The sequence below is a fragment of the Thioalkalivibrio halophilus genome (genome assembly GCF_001995255.1).
In the GTDB taxonomy this organism is placed as follows: Bacteria; Pseudomonadota; Gammaproteobacteria; order Ectothiorhodospirales; family Ectothiorhodospiraceae; genus Thioalkalivibrio; species Thioalkalivibrio halophilus.
The window spans coordinates 26,899-40,762 of record NZ_MUZR01000024.1 but is presented as its reverse complement, the minus strand read 5'-3'; the positions used below and the strand labels follow the sequence as shown (position 1 = coordinate 40,762).

The window sequence follows — 13,864 nt, the reverse complement described above, 5'->3', positions numbered from 1 at the left end:
CCTGGTCTGGCTCAGGGTGGGACCCCGTCCCACCCTGAGCCAGACCAGGAGGAGAACGGACGTGCCGAGGATTGCCACAGTAGACGCGGATCAGGCCCTGGATCGACTGCTGGACGTGGCGCTGAACCACAGCGGGCAGGCGCGCTCCGTCCGTCGCGTGCTGCTCGCCTGCTACAACGCGCCGGAATGGCCGCTCGACCTGTCCGATCTACGAGGACTCGATCCGGATCTCCAGGCGTCCGCGCTCACGGCAATCGGACTCTTTATGGAAGGTTCCGATCTTTATAAACACCGCCCGGAAGCGCCCTGGCAGGCGATTTGGGATTTGGCCTGCCAGGAAACGGAGGACGGTGATAGAACACGCTGACCGGGATCTCCCGGCACTCACGACATTAGGAGGCGACCATGGCCGACACGAAACCCATGCCCAACGAGGCCGACCCCATCGTGGACTGGCGTACCGCCAGTTCGTCACCCGGAGGCCTGCGCGGGTCCGCCGCGATGGAGATCCAGACGCGCCAGGCGCAGCGGCTGGTGCACGGACGCGGAGCCACCGACAAGAAGGCACCCATCATCGGACTCGTGCGCTTCGCGACCACGATGCGGCGGATCTGGCGAGCCGCCGCCCTGGACGATCCGTGGGCCGACTGGAAACTGCTCCAGACCTATGAATCCCTCACGGAGAACCGCGAGGGCATCAATGCCCTCCGGGAACAGACCGAGCGCCTCCTGGCCTCGATGCCCGGTATCGAGATCGATGTGGCTCAGAGCCAGAGCCCGTGCACGGTCCCACTGGAGTTCTCGAACCCCTACGGCTTCATGGGGGCCTACCTGATCGCCGACTTCGATCGGACCGCACGCGCCATCCTGACCGCGCGCCACGTCGGGCTCATGGGCCGGGACGAGAGCGAGCGGATGCTGTATCAGGGTGGCCGACTGGTCCGCAGTGCGTTCAACGCTCCTCAGGGATTCCAGTATCAGGGCGTGACCCGGGACGACGTGGCCGCTGGCACAGCGAAAGCCCGACAGGCAATCGAGACCCTCGGCCTGCCGCCGAAGGAAGTCCTGGAGGGGAAACTGCGGGCGCCGGTGGCACCCGACATTCGGGACCCGAAGGCGCGCAGCGAGCCGCCCCCAGGGCTTTATGACGACGAGGACGACGATGAAACCGATGCCCCGGCAGGCGAGCGCGCCGAGTCCTACGATTCGCCCGTGGCTCAGGAAACCGGAACGTGATGGACCTTGATGGATCGCCTGGCTCAGATGCACGGAGAGTAGTTATGGCCGAAGGCCTGCCATGTAGTTACGCCCTAAAGGGCCCTTTAAGGGTAAGGGGCGCGCGAGGCCACTGGAGAGGGATACATGAAACTCGCTGACGCACGTAAGCGAATGCAGGTTCTCGAAACCGAGCTACGGCAGATCGATGATCAGATGGACCAGCTGGTGCAGGAGTTCAAGAACACGTACCAACGGCCCTGGGTCGCGCATCCCGCGATCCATCGCTCCCGGCGGGAAGGCGGGTCCGTGTTCCGGTGGCGTCTACGTGGATTCGACGGCATCGGCCAGTCCTGGCTGATGTTTACGTCGGACATGCTTCAGGAGGCACTTTCCCGCGAGGGTGTGCCCTTGCGGACGCGTCTGGCGTGGCTGAAGATCGAACGTCGAGGGCGGATCCTCACGTTCGAGCACCGGCGGCGGAACTACGAGCGGCTCCGACTCAAGGATCTGGTGGCACAGATCGAGGCGCTGAACGCGCTGGAAGACCAATGGCGCGGTCGAGGGAGCCATGCCGAATGACACCATGAGCCAGAAACTGCGAGAGGGTATCCGTAAGTCTGCCCGGGCGATGCGCCGGTCAATCGGCAGCATGACCATGGAAGAGGCGGCCAGGGCGGGGCATATCGTTCCGCTGGACGGCTGGAATGGTCTTGACCTCGTGGAACTCGACGAGCTTTTCGACGGACTCGATCAGGCGCGGGCACTGCGTGTCATTTGGCGGGCACGAACGGAGTTCGGCATCGACGTCACAGGACCCGACCACGCGTTGGAGCAGATTCGCCACCACCGCCTGGGTGATCAGCAACGGTTCCAGCTCGTGACGATCGCGAAAATCGAGACGGCGAGAGCCGACGCGTAACCGCTATCCCGATAGTGGCACCCTGAGCCAGACCAGAGGGGGTGGAACCCCGTTCCACCCCGAGCCAGTAGTAGGACGAGTCGGCCTCTTTCGGCCAAAACCACCCCGCTTTACTTCAGGATTTCGCCTAGCTTCCGGATGGGGCGCCGCGCACGCTGACATCGAACCCATGTCCGGTGTGAATCATGTCCAATACCTTTTCCGGTCGCGGCAATCTTGGCGCGGCGCCCACGCTCCGCCATGCCGAGCGCGGCGGCGAATCAACCCCCGTCACCAACCTCCGCATCTTCTTTGATCGACCGAAGCCCGACGGCAACGGCGGCTTTGAAGACAAGGGCGGGTTCTGGTTGGACGTGGCCTTGTGGGGCCCCCGTGCCGAGCAGGCCGCGCGCCTGTTGCCGAAGGGCGCTCGGGTCCACGTCGAGGGTGAACTGTTCGAGTCCACATGGAGTGACCGCGAGACCGGCGAGGAGCGATCCCGCCTCGAAGTCCGCGCGTCCGCCGTCGATCTGGACCTTGCGCGCGTCGAGGACGTGACGTTCCGGCAACGTGACGAGCGCGCGGGAGGGACGGATGCCTGAGACCAAATTCGCCCGTGCGCGCTGCGATGCCTGCATCTACTGGCACCGTCTGGGCACCAATGAAGGCTCCTGCCGACGCCACCCCCCGGGACTGCTGCAGCCCGTAGGCGCGAGCGACGGACCGTTCCCCATCACGAACGCGATCCACTGGTGCGGCGAGTGGACGCATCCCGAGGAGGTCCGCTGAGGCATGCCCGTGTACCAGGCTCAACTGGTGGAACTCGGTCGCGTGGTCGCCACGACCCGTTTCGAGGCGCACAGCGACCAGGCGGCCGGGAAGGAGGCCGATGAAAGCGCCGACTGGCGCAGAGGGCAATGGGCCGCGGTCACCCGCGTACCCACGGAGCCAGAACCTACGATCGCCTCGCGCGTCACCGCCGATGACCCAGCCAAGGAAGAAGGAGACACTCCATGATGAACGGCATGATTACCCGCACCCTCCTCGCCGGTGCCGTAATCGCGGCCCTGTCCGGCTGCATCGTGATTGAGGAGACGCGGCCGACCACGACGAGCAGCCCCTCGGCTGGATCCAACAACCAGGCCTCCGGCCAACAGCAGTACGCGAACGAGGTCCTCAACTTCGAGGTCACCACCACGACCGACGTTGATACCGCCTTCAATCGCATCCGCCGCGAGTTCGGGTATCTGCCACTGGAACAGCGCACCAATCGCGCCGGACAGGCGTGGCTGGAAGCCTCGGATGCCTACCATTTCCATGAAAACCCCGGCTCCTTCTACTCCGTGCGGGACTACCGCGAAATCCTCGGTCACGCCGGCGTGGTCCAGATGGACATTTCCCGTGACGGCAACGGCAGTCACATCGCCGTGGAGTATTACGAAGGTACGGACCAGGTAGACGGCTTTCCCGCCACGGACGCGTTCATGGACCGCTTCCGCGCCAAAGTGCGCGAAACCGTGGAGTAACCCCGTACACGAGGACCCCATGATGCCCACCGGAATGTTCTCTAACCGTATCGACACACTGGCGCGCGATCAGATGGGACTCAATGATCCCCAGTTCACGATCTACGCCGCTGCCGTGCGCCAACTGGACGAGTGGCGCGAAGACGAAGGCGACTCTCCGTCCGTGGTGACCGTTGAACTTCCGCCGGGGTTCATGCGGGTCTCACTCGCCCCAACCACGGCCACGGACGTGAGCGGTCGGGCCACCGATTGGGACGTTACCAAGGCTCGACACGGCATCGTCTACGTCGAACTGGACGCGCCAGAACCGTCCCCACAGGGACCCCAAGCCTCGTCCGACTCCCTGCCAGCATGAAGCTCTTTCTTGCGGAAAAACCATCCCAGGCCCGCGACATTGCGCGTGTGCTGGGAGCATCGCGCAAGGAAAATGCGTGTATTCGCGGGGATGGGGTGACGGTCACCTGGTGCTTCGGGCATTTGTTGGAAATGGCCCCGCCACAAGACTATGACCCGGCGCTCAAGCAGTGGCGCGTGGAGACGCTCCCCATCCTGCCGGACCAGTGGCGAATGAACGTGCGACCCAAGGTGAAGGGGCACTTTTCCAGCATCCGGTCCCTGCTGAAACAGGCCTCCGAAGTCGTCGTCGCGACGGACGCCGACCGGGAAGGCGAGACGATTGCGCGCGAGGTGCTGGATCTGTGCGGCTACCGGGGGCCGATCCAGCGCCTCTGGCTCGCCGCGCTGGACGAGGCCAGCGTGCGCAAGGCCCTCGCCAACCTGCTACCGGGGGATCAAACCTTCCCCTTGTACCGCGCCGGCGTGGCACGCGCCCGCGCCGATTGGCTTGTGGGCATGAACCTCACGCGGGCCTACACCCTCGCGGCGCAGGCACGCGGGTATGACGGCGTGCTCTCGGTCGGGCGCGTCCAGACGCCCACCCTCAAGCTCGTGGTCGATCGTGACCGCGCGATCGAACAGTTCAAGCCAGTCCCGTACTACGAGGTATCGGTCCGCTGCGGCCATACGAACGGCGCGTGGGAGGCCCGATGGGTGCCACCCGAGGGAGTGAGTGACTCCGAAGGCCGCTGTACCAGTCAACAGGCGGCCGCCTCTGTGGCGCAGCGTGTACAGGGGGTGCAAGGCACCGTGACCCTGGCGCAGACCGAGCGCAAGCGCGAGAACGCGCCGCTGCCCTACGATCTCTCGACGCTGCAACAGGAGGCATCGAAACGGCTGGGGATGGGGGCGCAGGAGGTCCTCGATACCGCACAGTCGTTGTACGAGAAGCACAAAGCCACCTCCTATCCCCGGACCGACTGCCGCTACCTGCCCGTCAGCCAGCACGGCGAGGCACGCGACGTCCTGCAGGGACTGATGCAGAGCGACTCGACCATCGAACACCTGGTCGAAGGCGCGGATGCCGCCGTACAGGGACGCTGCTGGAATGACGCGAAGATCACGGCACACCACGCCATCATCCCGACCACCGCCGTCGCGGATGTCCACGCGATGTCGTCGCGGGAACAGGCGGTCTACGACCTGATCCGACGCCGTTTCATTGCACAGTTCTATCCCGCCTACGAGTACGACCAGACGCGGCTGGAAGTCGCGGCCGAAGGCGAAACGTTCCGCACGCAGGGGCGCGTCAATCGCCGAACCGGTTGGCGTGTACTGATCCAGACGGACGCTTCGGCCGAGGAGCGCGCCGAAAGCGACCAGGCCCTTCCCAACGTGCAGAAAGGCGACCCCGTCTCACTGGCCGGCGCGCAGATCCGCGACAAGGAAACCACCCCGCCGGAACGCTTTACCCAGGGCACGCTGCTCGCCGCCATGAAGAACATCGCCCGCGAGATCGCGGACGAGCGGCTGCGGCGCGTCCTGAAAGAGAACACGGGCATCGGCACGGAGGCGACGCGCGCCGGGATCATCCAGACCCTCATGGATCGCGGCTACCTGGAGGAGCGCAAGAAGAAACTCACCTCCACGGCCGCCGCCCGGTCGCTGATCGATGCGCTGCCGGATCCGGTGAAGGACCCGTCCACCACGGCCCTGTGGGAACAGGCTCTGGACCAGATCGCCAAGGGCGAAGGCGAGATCGACGGGTTCCTGCAACGGCAGTCCGAATGGGTCAAGCGACTGGTGCAGAACGTTCAACAGCAGGGCGCCGACGCGGTTCAGGTCGAGGCGCAGGCCCAGCACGCCTGCCCCGCATGCGGTTCGCCCATGCGGCGCCGCAAGGGCGGGTCCGGGGCGTTTTGGGGTTGTACCCGCTATCCGGACTGCACGACCACGCTGCCCGACCAGGGCGGAAAACCCGGCAAGGCCCCAAAACAGGGGCCGGTCGGGCAGTGCGGCTGCGCCCAGCAGGGCAACATCAAGGAATCACCCAAGGCCTGGCAGTGCGAAGCGTGCAACGCCATTGTCTGGAAGCAGCTCAGTGGCAAGAAGCTGACCGAGACCCAGGCGCTCACGCTGTTCGCGGGGGACCTGGTACAGCTCAAGGGTCTCAAGAGCAAACGGACTGGCAAAACCTTTGATGCCGGTGCGAAACTAACGGAAGGCAAGGTGCAGCTGCAGTTCGACTGACTGCGCCAGACTACAGGAGAGCCCATGGCGATCATCCGATTCCCCATCGAGCGCCGCGATCACTGCGCCGCCGGCGCGACCGTGGAACACCCCGAGCACGGGATCTGCGAAGTCCTGGATATTCCGGACGACGCCCCGATGCAACGCCTGCTCTACCGGGAGCGGGACCACGCGTGGGTGGAGGCCGATGTGCGCGAGCTGGAGCAGGTTGAGGAGCCGGTCGATGAAGACATCGCGGCCGGGTTGACAGACGCTTTCTGGTGAGGCTAGTTTTCCAGCAATAACAGTCTTCAACGCCCACCACGTGCGTATCGTGGCCCCTTCAAGCACCCCCGGACCGGGCAGGGGTGCGCTGGTACAGCCAGTCGGTCCCGACATCATTTCCACCCACCCTGCCGGGGAGACTCCCCCGGCAGGGCGAGTCTCTTCCGGCTATAACCGGAGGAGAACCATGAGAGGTAAACGGGTGTCCATAGATCCGCAAGGCTTCCGGGAGGATTCCCGCCGTGTCGGCATTGCTCTGACCGTAGCCGGCTTGATCGCGGTCTTTCTCGAACCCGAGCACGTGTCCTTTGCAAGCGCTCTGTACGCCATTCTCAGTGGCGTGTTCCTGATCCTGCTTGGATTGGTGAACGTGCAAAACAACGAGGAGTGACTTATGGATCCACTCGCCATTGCCACAACGGTCGTTCTTGCGGTCTTCCTAGTCGTCCACTTTATCGTGTGGAGACAGGAAAAGAGGAAGCGTAAGTAACCACGACACCGACCTTATCCACCCTACCGGGGAAACCAATCCCCGGACGGGCATGGTTTCTCCGGATTCGTCATAAGGAGAAACACCATGTCCGAATCCCACTACTTTGACTTGCACATTTCTGGCCTCGGGTACGTGAATCGCATCCGTGAGGTGCGGCCCAGGAAGGGCCAGCCTTTCTGGGCTTGCGACATCGTCGCTATTCACGGAGATCGTGAGGCCCCAGAGAAAACCCGCTTCGACTGCCGCGTAAGCGGCCAGGAAGCGGAACGCGTGATCAAAGCCGCCAAGGCTTACGTCGATCACGAAAAGAAGGTCCTTATTGCCTTCAAGCTCGGGGATCTGTACCCCGAGACCTTTGTCTATAAGAAAGGCGAGAAATCCGGTGAAACCGGAATCTCGCTGAAGGCTCGGCTGTTGCGTGTCGCGTGGGTGAAAGTGGACGGCGAAACCGTCTATACCGCCGAGCGCACGACCCAGGAACCCCCCGAGGAAACCACCTCGGAGTAATCAACTTCTCTTCTGACGCCCTCCGGGGCGTCTTCCCCGAGCCGGCCGGCAAGGCCGTTTCCGGGAAGACGCCTTTACCGCCCGCCTGAGCGTATCAGGCCCCTTGAAGCACCTCCGGATCGGGAAGAGGTGCGCCGGTTCTGCCGGTCGATCCATATTTTTACCCACCACGGGGACAGCGCCCCGTGGGGTGGTCTGTCCCCAAACTTTGAGGACAGATCACTATGGGACGTCACATTTCGCGGAAAAATGAAGGTCAGCTCTGGCAGTCGGTCGCAGCACGGCTCGATCGCCGGTTCTCCGAACCGGATCGCAATCGGCGGCCGATGCCGAAGTCGGTGCCCAAACACTGGGCCCTGGCCGAGGCCTGACCTTCTGGGTGTCTCCTCCGTTGAGGGGGCACCACGGAATCTTCTCGCGTCCGCCTCCAGCGCGGAGAAGGTTCCGTGGTGTCCCCCAACAAGCAAAAGGAGTACCCCCATGAAACAGCGTCCGATCCTCCAGGTTTTCACCTCGTTCGATTCCGTCGCGGAAGCCCTCCGGTGCGGGTTCAGTGTCCTCGATTCGCGGACCGCCGAACCTGTTACCGAGGACGACCTCGGCCAGCTGTCCATCACGGATCTCGATCATCTGCAGCTGCAGGTGGCGTGATCTTCGGACGCCCTCCGGGGCGTCTTCCCCGAGGCGGCCGGTACGGCCGTTTCCGGGAAGACGCCTTTACCGCCCGCCTGAGCGTATCAGGCCCCTTGAAGCACCTCCGGATCGGGAAGAGGTGCGCCGGCAAAAGCCGGTCGGTCCCGACTTCACAATTTCACCCCACGGGGACAGACATCCCCGTGGGGGTGGTCTGTCCCCTCCACGTAGGAGATAGACCATGGCTGAGAAGCAGCAGAAGGAAACCCGTGACCTTTACCAGGAGGTCACTGACAAGATCGTTGCGGCCCTCGAAGGGGGCACGGTCCCCTGGGTCAAGCCCTGGAATCCCGACAAGGCGGCCCTGGCGAGCGGAATGCCGGTCAATGCCGCGACCAATCGCCCCTATCAGGGCGTCAACGTCATGCTCCTGTGGATGCGGGAGGTGGCACACGGGTATTCCAGCAGTCGGTGGATGACCTTCAAGCAGGCGAAGGATGCCGGCGGGTCGGTGCGCAAGGGCGAGAAAAGCACGCTGGCCGTGTTCTTCAAGCCGATCGAGCGGCAGAAGACCGACCGCGATGGCAAGCCGGTGACGGACGAGAAGGGCGAGCCGGTAATGAAAACCGTGCCGATCCTTCGGGCCTTCAAGCTCTTCAACGTAGACCAGATCGATGGCCTGGAGGACCGGTATCGCGTGGGTCCCACCGGGGACGCCCCGGAACCGAGCTTCACGCCCATCGAGGCCGCGGAATCGGTGCTGGAGTCCTCCGGGGCTCTGATCCGACACGGGGGCACCCGGGCGTTCTATTCGCCCGAGCTGGATTACATCCAGTTGCCCCCGAAAGCGTCGTTTCGGGAAGAGGCCGGTTATTACGCCACGGCACTCCACGAACTCACGCACTGGACGGGACACGAGTCCCGACTCGCGCGCGAAGGCATCGTGGAGTTTGATCACTTCGGATCCGAGCGCTATGCGTTCGAGGAGCTGGTCGCTGAACTGGGAGCCGCCTTCCTGTGTGCCGAGATCGGCATCCAGGGGGATCTTCGCCACGAAGGCTACATCGGCTCCTGGGTCAGGAAGCTCAAAGAGGACAAGCGGGCCATTTTCCGTGCAGCCAGTCAGGCGCGGAAAGCCGCTGAGCACCTGCGGCCGGAGGCCGAGGTGCAGTCCGAGGAGGCGGGATAAATCCCGGCTCGAAATCCACCCTCAATCCTGACGGCCTTCGGGCCGTCATTCCCGAGGGTCGCGCGCGATCCTGGGGAATGACGGCTTTACCGCCCGCCTGAGCGTATCAGGCCCCTGAAAGCACCCCCGGATCGGGCAGGGGTGCGCCGGCTTCGCCGGTCGATCCATTCACTTCACCCACCACGGGGACACCGCTCCCCGTGGGAGCGGTCTGTCCCCTCCATCCGGAGACAGACCATGACTGCGCGTATCAAGATCACGTTCGAGCGATGGAAGCCCGTCGATCTGGAACTTGGCGAACCCTCCCAGCGAGGATGGATCGATTCCGAGGGGGTCCGTATGGACCCCGAAGACGCAGAGGATCCGTCGGCCGTCGAGGCGACCGTTGAGTTCCTGAACCGGAAGGGTGCCGTGCACCCCTCCAGCGACCCGCCGACCGGCATCGACCTGTGGTTCTCCACTGAACCGGAGATCGATTTCGAGTCCGGGGATCAGGAGATTCGGAGTTACCACCTCTACGGCTTTTCCGTGGAGGAAGAACTCCAGGTATTCCACCGGATCCGGTACGGATAGGAGGCGAGGATGTACGGGAAGATCGCTTTTGAATACTTCGGCCACCATGTCGAACTCCAGCCCATGGCATCCGCCCGAGGCTGGTATGTCGGTACGGCGGACCCTCTGGACGGGACTCCGTTGTCGCGGGAATCCCTGGAGTATTTCGCCACGGAGGAGGCGGCCACGGAGGCTCTGAATACGGGCGCCTGGACACAGCGGGCCCATCCATAGAACAGACGCCTGAGCGTATCAGGCCCCTGAAGCACCCCCGGATCGGGCAGGGGTGCGCCGGCTCGCCGGTCGATCCATTCACTTCACCCACCACGGGGACACCGACCCCCCGTGGGGGCGGTCTGTCCCCTCCATGCAGGAGATAGACCATGACGTTTTGCACTGAAACGGATCTTGCGATTCATCGCCACCGTGTCCCGGACCTCGAACGGATCCGGATCCTGCCGAGGTATCTCGGGGCACATGCCCTGGCATTTGAAAACTGCGTCTTCGATTCGCTGGGAACCCTTGCGGAAGCCTACCGGGGCGGCTTTTGGGAGTTCTACGAGCTTTCCAACGGCGGTTTCTATATGGCTCCCGAACAGGAACGGAACCTGCGGATCGTCGTGCCCGGTAACGGCTACGAGGGCGAGTTAAGTCCGGATGCGGCGGGCATTGTTGCCTGTCTGTTCGCCTTCAACGCGATGGCCTGGCGCTTTCGCGAAGATCGGCACGTCAACCTGTACCACTGGTTGAGGGATTACGCCCTGGACCACGACGAGTCCGGCGAGATCCTTCGCACGATCGACTAGCCGACGGTATTCCATTCCCCAAAGGGACGACCACCCCTTTGGGGGTCGGTCGTCCCTCGACACAGGAGACTGACCGTGGAATCTCGACATCACTCCATTCTTGGGGACCTGGTCCCCATGGACCGAGGGCTGTACGCCCTTGGCTCGGACGCGACCCGGATCATGGTCTGCCATGGCCCGGGCGTATTCCTGCTCAACTCGCACGCACTGGAGCCGATGGATACGTCGCCCGGTGCCCTACGTGCTCAGGCACTCGAACACCTGGCGTTTCTCGCCGAAATCGAGCCGATCGAATCGCTGGCTTTGGCGGTTGCGACCGGCAAGCAAGCCGCTTGACCACACGCCCCTGCGGGGGCGTCATTCCCGAGGGCCGCGAGCGGCCCTCGGGAATGACGGCTTTACCGCCCGCCTGAGCGCATCAGGCCCCTGAAAGCACCCCCGGATCGGGCAGGGGTGCGCCGGCTCGCCGGTCGATCCATTCCTTTACCCACCACGGGGACAACCGATCCCCGTGGGGGCGGTCTGTCCCCTCCATGCAGGAGACTGACCTATGGCAACGACAGTGATTTACACGACCTTGGGAGAACGCAAGGGGACCAAGCGGTTGTGGCTGGAAGGCCGACGTCTGGCACGGGCCGGGATCAGCCCGGGTCAGCAGTTCGAGCTGAAAAGTCTTGATCGCGAGAATGGTCCGCACGGAGGGATTACCCTGCGGTTCACCCCATCTGGCGATCGGAAAGTGTCCCGTCGCAAGCGGGGCGACCAGGAACTGCCGGTCATCGATGTGTCGGGCGAGGCCCTCGTGTCCGCTTTCGGCGAGGCCGAGCGAGTCCGCGTGGTCATCCGCCCCGGGTCCATCGAGATCCGGGTCCATCATCACGACCGAGCAACAACCGAGCGCTCGATCCGGCTGCTTGAGCGGCTGAACCAGCACGAGCCCCTGCGTATGGGGTCTCTGGCGCACGGCGGGGGTATTCTTGACCACGCCCTTCATCGAGGCCTGGAAGCCGCTGGAATCCCCGTCGAGCTGGCCTTTGCCAACGAGGCGGACGGCGACTACTTGGAGGCGTCGTTGGCGAACAATCCGATCTGGAAATCGGATTCGATCGCCATCGAGGCTCCAATGCAGGATGTGGAGTGGCGCAAGCTACCGGCCATCGACATCCTCGCGGCGGGGCTTCCTTGCACAGGGGCCTCCCTCTCGGGTCGAGCGAAAAACCGCTTGGCGAAAGCCGAGGAGCACGAAACCGCTGGTCCGTTGTTCGTCGCGTTTCTCGCGGCGATTCAGACCTTGCGGCCGAGTGTGATCCTGCTGGAGAACGTGCCTCAGTACGGCACCACGACCAGCATGACGGTGATCCGGTCCATCTTGAGCAGCCTGGATTACGAGCTGCACGAGACGGTTCTCGATGGATTTGAGCTGGGCTCGATGGAGCGGCGCAATCGGTTCTGCATGATTGCAACCAACCCGGAGGTGCCATTCTCGTTCGACGGGCTGCGTGCCGTTCGGGATCGTGAGTCGTGTATCCGGGACATCCTGGAGGACATCGACCCTGACGATCCTGCCTGGAAGGCATACAGCTACCTGGCCGAGAAGGAGGTCCGCGACAAGGAGGCCGGAAAAGGCTTTCGGCGGCAGCTCCTCGATGGATCCGAGGCAAGCCTTGGGACCATCGGACGCGGGTATGCAAAGGCGCGGTCCACCGAGCCGTTCATTCGGCATCCGAGCGACTCGGCGCTCACTCGGCTGTTGACACCGAAGGAGCATGCCCGCGTCAAAGCGGTTCCCGAGTCCTTGATCGCAGGGCTCTCCGCCACGCGCGCGCATGAAATCCTGGGTCAGTCTGTGGTGCACGCCGCATTTGAAGCCGTCGGAATGCACCTCGGGCGCGCTCTAGCCGCCCTGCGGGACTCGATGCAGCCACATCAGTCCGTCGCGGCATAACCCTTGTCGCTCCGTCCGTGCTCACCCAGCGATCTGCTGGGCGAGCACGCTTTCACCCACCACGGGGACACCGATCCCCGTGGGGCGGTCTGTCCCCTCCTTGCAGGAGATAGACCATGTTTAATCTCGCACGAATCCAGGAAGGCCTGCGGCAGGCCGGCATACTGTTGGCTGTTGCCGGAATCCTGGCTCTGTTCATCGAACGCGGATTCACCGCAGGAGGACTCAGCACCGTGGTCCTGGGCCTGATCCTCTGGCTCGTGGGCTGCTGGGAGAGCTAAGATGATGCTCATGGAAGACTTCGGCGTATTCATTGGGCTGGCACTGATCGGGATCGTGATGATCGGCGCCTACCTGATCGCCCGCCGACAAAACCGTCGGCGCCATTGACCGACCGCCACTCCCGCCTCTGGTGCGGGGTGGCGTCATTCCCGAGAGTCGCGAGCGGCCCTGGGGAATGACGGCTTTACCGCCCGCCTGAGCGTATCAGGCCCCTGAAAGCCCCTCCGGACCGGGAGGAGGGGCGCCGGCTCCGCCGGTCGATCCATTCACTTCACCCACCACGGGGACACCGCTCCCCGTGGGAGCGGTCTGTCCCCTCCATGCAGGAGACTGACCATGCACACCTATGAACTCGCGGCGCTGTATCGGGACCCGCTGTACCAGAAACGACTGGTGGAGTACGGCACCCGTGCCGAGCTTCTCGCCTGGGCGGCGTGGAATGATCCCAATGGCGTATTTCTCGACATGGACTGCGATGCCGAGGGCCTGCCGCGACTGAATCGGGCGCAGGCCGTCCACGCGGTTTCGGGGATGCTCGATTTTCCCCGAGTCGCCGGGACACCACTGACGTCGCCGGAATATCGCACCCTGCGGGTGTCCGACGAGGGCACGCCGCTGGTAGGCGACTACGTCGCCACGCTTGCTGTTACGGACGCTCTCGGGAAACTGGAAGCGCTGCGGCAGGAAGCCACCGAGAATGGCGGCAACACTTGGGCCAACGCCCGCGCGGATGTCGTGGAGCTACCGCTCGCCGAGGGCGAGCGGATGCAGCACGTCTTCCGCTGGATCTAACCCTGACGGCCTTCGGGCCGTCATTCCCGAGGTGCGCGCGCGCACCTGGGGAATGACGGCGGAGATTCAACATTTGCAGTCTGGAGGATTGCCCGAATCGGGCCCTTGAGTTTGAATGCGTATTACACCGCCCGCCTGAGCGTATCAGGCCCCTTGCCGACGCCCGTCGGCAA

The 13,864-nt window shown here is 63.9% G+C and carries 21 protein-coding genes; all 21 read left to right on the top strand.

Annotated elements, in window-relative coordinates; genetic code table 11:
• The first annotated feature begins 61 nt into the window (after positions 1 to 61).
• Entirely contained in the window at positions 62 to 367 is a 306-nt protein-coding gene (locus tag B1A74_RS07855; protein ID WP_077244290.1) for a DUF7673 family protein, read from the top strand.
• A gap of 38 nt (positions 368 to 405) precedes the next feature.
• Positions 406 to 1,236 (top strand): PFL_4669 family integrating conjugative element protein, encoded by an 831-nt coding sequence (locus B1A74_RS07850; RefSeq protein WP_018878665.1) that lies wholly within the window; start codon positions 406 to 408, stop codon positions 1,234 to 1,236.
• A 153-nt stretch (positions 1,237 to 1,389) separates the two neighbouring features.
• Entirely contained in the window at positions 1,390 to 1,797 is a 408-nt protein-coding gene (locus B1A74_RS07845; protein ID WP_077244289.1) for a hypothetical protein, read from the top strand.
• Positions 1,787 to 2,137, top strand: coding sequence for a hypothetical protein (locus tag B1A74_RS07840; protein WP_077244288.1), 351 nt, complete (start codon positions 1,787 to 1,789; stop codon positions 2,135 to 2,137). Before B1A74_RS07845 ends, B1A74_RS07840 begins: the two co-directional genes overlap by 11 nt.
• A 185-nt stretch (positions 2,138 to 2,322) precedes the next feature.
• Positions 2,323 to 2,718: a single-stranded DNA-binding protein gene (gene ssb / locus B1A74_RS07835; protein WP_077244287.1), complete on the top strand. Its 396-nt coding sequence runs from the start codon at positions 2,323 to 2,325 to the stop codon at positions 2,716 to 2,718.
• A complete protein-coding gene (locus B1A74_RS07830; RefSeq protein ID WP_077244286.1) occupies positions 2,711 to 2,905 on the top strand; it encodes an acyltransferase in 195 nt (64 codons plus the stop codon). Before ssb ends, B1A74_RS07830 begins: the two co-directional genes overlap by 8 nt.
• Before the next feature lie 3 nt (positions 2,906 to 2,908).
• On the top strand, positions 2,909 to 3,133 hold the full coding sequence (locus B1A74_RS07825; protein ID WP_077244285.1) for a hypothetical protein: 225 nt from the start codon (positions 2,909 to 2,911) through the stop codon (positions 3,131 to 3,133).
• A complete protein-coding gene (locus B1A74_RS07820; RefSeq protein WP_077244284.1) occupies positions 3,130 to 3,642 on the top strand; it encodes a hypothetical protein in 513 nt (170 codons plus the stop codon). Before B1A74_RS07825 ends, B1A74_RS07820 begins: the two co-directional genes overlap by 4 nt.
• A gap of 19 nt (positions 3,643 to 3,661) precedes the next feature.
• Entirely contained in the window at positions 3,662 to 3,997 is a 336-nt protein-coding gene (locus B1A74_RS07815; protein WP_077244283.1) for a hypothetical protein, read from the top strand.
• The gene (locus B1A74_RS07810) at positions 3,994 to 6,228 is read left to right on the top strand and encodes a DNA topoisomerase III (RefSeq protein WP_077244282.1); all 2,235 of its coding nucleotides are present in this window, start codon (positions 3,994 to 3,996) and stop codon (positions 6,226 to 6,228) included. The genes B1A74_RS07815 and B1A74_RS07810 overlap by 4 nt, the downstream gene beginning before the upstream one ends.
• Before the next feature lie 24 nt (positions 6,229 to 6,252).
• Positions 6,253 to 6,492, top strand: coding sequence for a hypothetical protein (locus tag B1A74_RS07805; protein WP_077244281.1), 240 nt, complete (start codon positions 6,253 to 6,255; stop codon positions 6,490 to 6,492).
• 187 nt (positions 6,493 to 6,679) lie between these two features.
• On the top strand, positions 6,680 to 6,883 hold the full coding sequence (locus B1A74_RS07800) for a hypothetical protein (protein WP_019591783.1): 204 nt from the start codon (positions 6,680 to 6,682) through the stop codon (positions 6,881 to 6,883).
• Positions 6,884 to 7,069: 186 nt separating this feature from the next.
• Positions 7,070 to 7,492, top strand: coding sequence for an STY4534 family ICE replication protein (locus B1A74_RS07795; protein WP_077244280.1), 423 nt, complete (start codon positions 7,070 to 7,072; stop codon positions 7,490 to 7,492).
• Positions 7,493 to 7,972: 480 nt separating this feature from the next.
• Positions 7,973 to 8,143, top strand: a complete 171-nt coding sequence (locus B1A74_RS14330) for a hypothetical protein (protein ID WP_019591786.1) — start codon at positions 7,973 to 7,975, stop codon at positions 8,141 to 8,143.
• 223 nt (positions 8,144 to 8,366) lie between these two features.
• The gene (locus B1A74_RS07790) at positions 8,367 to 9,314 is read left to right on the top strand and encodes an ArdC family protein (RefSeq protein ID WP_077244279.1); all 948 of its coding nucleotides are present in this window, start codon (positions 8,367 to 8,369) and stop codon (positions 9,312 to 9,314) included.
• A gap of 237 nt (positions 9,315 to 9,551) precedes the next feature.
• Positions 9,552 to 9,887 carry a hypothetical protein gene (locus B1A74_RS07785; RefSeq protein WP_077244278.1) on the top strand — a complete coding sequence of 112 codons (336 nt, stop codon included), beginning with the start codon at positions 9,552 to 9,554 and terminating at the stop codon, positions 9,885 to 9,887.
• A 362-nt stretch (positions 9,888 to 10,249) separates the two neighbouring features.
• Complete coding sequence (locus tag B1A74_RS07775; protein WP_077244276.1) at positions 10,250 to 10,672, top strand: antirestriction protein; 423 nt, start codon at positions 10,250 to 10,252, stop codon at positions 10,670 to 10,672.
• A gap of 75 nt (positions 10,673 to 10,747) precedes the next feature.
• The gene (locus tag B1A74_RS07770; RefSeq protein WP_018168704.1) at positions 10,748 to 11,008 is read left to right on the top strand and encodes a hypothetical protein; all 261 of its coding nucleotides are present in this window, start codon (positions 10,748 to 10,750) and stop codon (positions 11,006 to 11,008) included.
• A gap of 214 nt (positions 11,009 to 11,222) precedes the next feature.
• Entirely contained in the window at positions 11,223 to 12,617 is a 1,395-nt protein-coding gene (locus B1A74_RS07765; RefSeq protein WP_077244275.1) for a DNA cytosine methyltransferase, read from the top strand.
• A gap of 116 nt (positions 12,618 to 12,733) precedes the next feature.
• Positions 12,734 to 12,898: a hypothetical protein gene (locus B1A74_RS14325; protein ID WP_167769405.1), complete on the top strand. Its 165-nt coding sequence runs from the start codon at positions 12,734 to 12,736 to the stop codon at positions 12,896 to 12,898.
• A gap of 337 nt (positions 12,899 to 13,235) precedes the next feature.
• A complete protein-coding gene (locus B1A74_RS07760) occupies positions 13,236 to 13,691 on the top strand; it encodes a hypothetical protein (RefSeq protein ID WP_077244274.1) in 456 nt (151 codons plus the stop codon).
• Positions 13,692 to 13,864: the final 173 nt, after the last annotated feature.

What these genes read in the sequence shown, in the direction of transcription:
- B1A74_RS07805 (WP_077244281.1), top strand. Translation starts at nt 6,253, where the DNA reads ATGGCGATCATCCGATTCCCCATCGAGCGCCGCGATCACTGCGCCGCC.
- B1A74_RS07775 (WP_077244276.1), top strand. Translation starts at nt 10,250, where the DNA reads ATGACGTTTTGCACTGAAACGGATCTTGCGATTCATCGCCACCGTGTC.
- ssb (WP_077244287.1), top strand. Translation starts at nt 2,323, where the DNA reads ATGTCCAATACCTTTTCCGGTCGCGGCAATCTTGGCGCGGCGCCCACG.
- B1A74_RS07825 (WP_077244285.1), top strand. Translation starts at nt 2,909, where the DNA reads ATGCCCGTGTACCAGGCTCAACTGGTGGAACTCGGTCGCGTGGTCGCC.
- B1A74_RS07790 (WP_077244279.1), top strand. Translation starts at nt 8,367, where the DNA reads ATGGCTGAGAAGCAGCAGAAGGAAACCCGTGACCTTTACCAGGAGGTC.
- B1A74_RS07760 (WP_077244274.1), top strand. Translation starts at nt 13,236, where the DNA reads ATGCACACCTATGAACTCGCGGCGCTGTATCGGGACCCGCTGTACCAG.
- B1A74_RS07785 (WP_077244278.1), top strand. Translation starts at nt 9,552, where the DNA reads ATGACTGCGCGTATCAAGATCACGTTCGAGCGATGGAAGCCCGTCGAT.
- B1A74_RS07845 (WP_077244289.1), top strand. Translation starts at nt 1,390, where the DNA reads ATGCAGGTTCTCGAAACCGAGCTACGGCAGATCGATGATCAGATGGAC.
- B1A74_RS14325 (WP_167769405.1), top strand. Translation starts at nt 12,734, where the DNA reads ATGTTTAATCTCGCACGAATCCAGGAAGGCCTGCGGCAGGCCGGCATA.
- B1A74_RS07840 (WP_077244288.1), top strand. Translation starts at nt 1,787, where the DNA reads ATGCCGAATGACACCATGAGCCAGAAACTGCGAGAGGGTATCCGTAAG.
- B1A74_RS07795 (WP_077244280.1), top strand. Translation starts at nt 7,070, where the DNA reads ATGTCCGAATCCCACTACTTTGACTTGCACATTTCTGGCCTCGGGTAC.
- B1A74_RS07810 (WP_077244282.1), top strand. Translation starts at nt 3,994, where the DNA reads ATGAAGCTCTTTCTTGCGGAAAAACCATCCCAGGCCCGCGACATTGCG.
- B1A74_RS07830 (WP_077244286.1), top strand. Translation starts at nt 2,711, where the DNA reads ATGCCTGAGACCAAATTCGCCCGTGCGCGCTGCGATGCCTGCATCTAC.
- B1A74_RS07850 (WP_018878665.1), top strand. Translation starts at nt 406, where the DNA reads ATGGCCGACACGAAACCCATGCCCAACGAGGCCGACCCCATCGTGGAC.
- B1A74_RS14330 (WP_019591786.1), top strand. Translation starts at nt 7,973, where the DNA reads ATGAAACAGCGTCCGATCCTCCAGGTTTTCACCTCGTTCGATTCCGTC.
- B1A74_RS07820 (WP_077244284.1), top strand. Translation starts at nt 3,130, where the DNA reads ATGATGAACGGCATGATTACCCGCACCCTCCTCGCCGGTGCCGTAATC.
- B1A74_RS07765 (WP_077244275.1), top strand. Translation starts at nt 11,223, where the DNA reads ATGGCAACGACAGTGATTTACACGACCTTGGGAGAACGCAAGGGGACC.
- B1A74_RS07815 (WP_077244283.1), top strand. Translation starts at nt 3,662, where the DNA reads ATGATGCCCACCGGAATGTTCTCTAACCGTATCGACACACTGGCGCGC.
- B1A74_RS07800 (WP_019591783.1), top strand. Translation starts at nt 6,680, where the DNA reads ATGAGAGGTAAACGGGTGTCCATAGATCCGCAAGGCTTCCGGGAGGAT.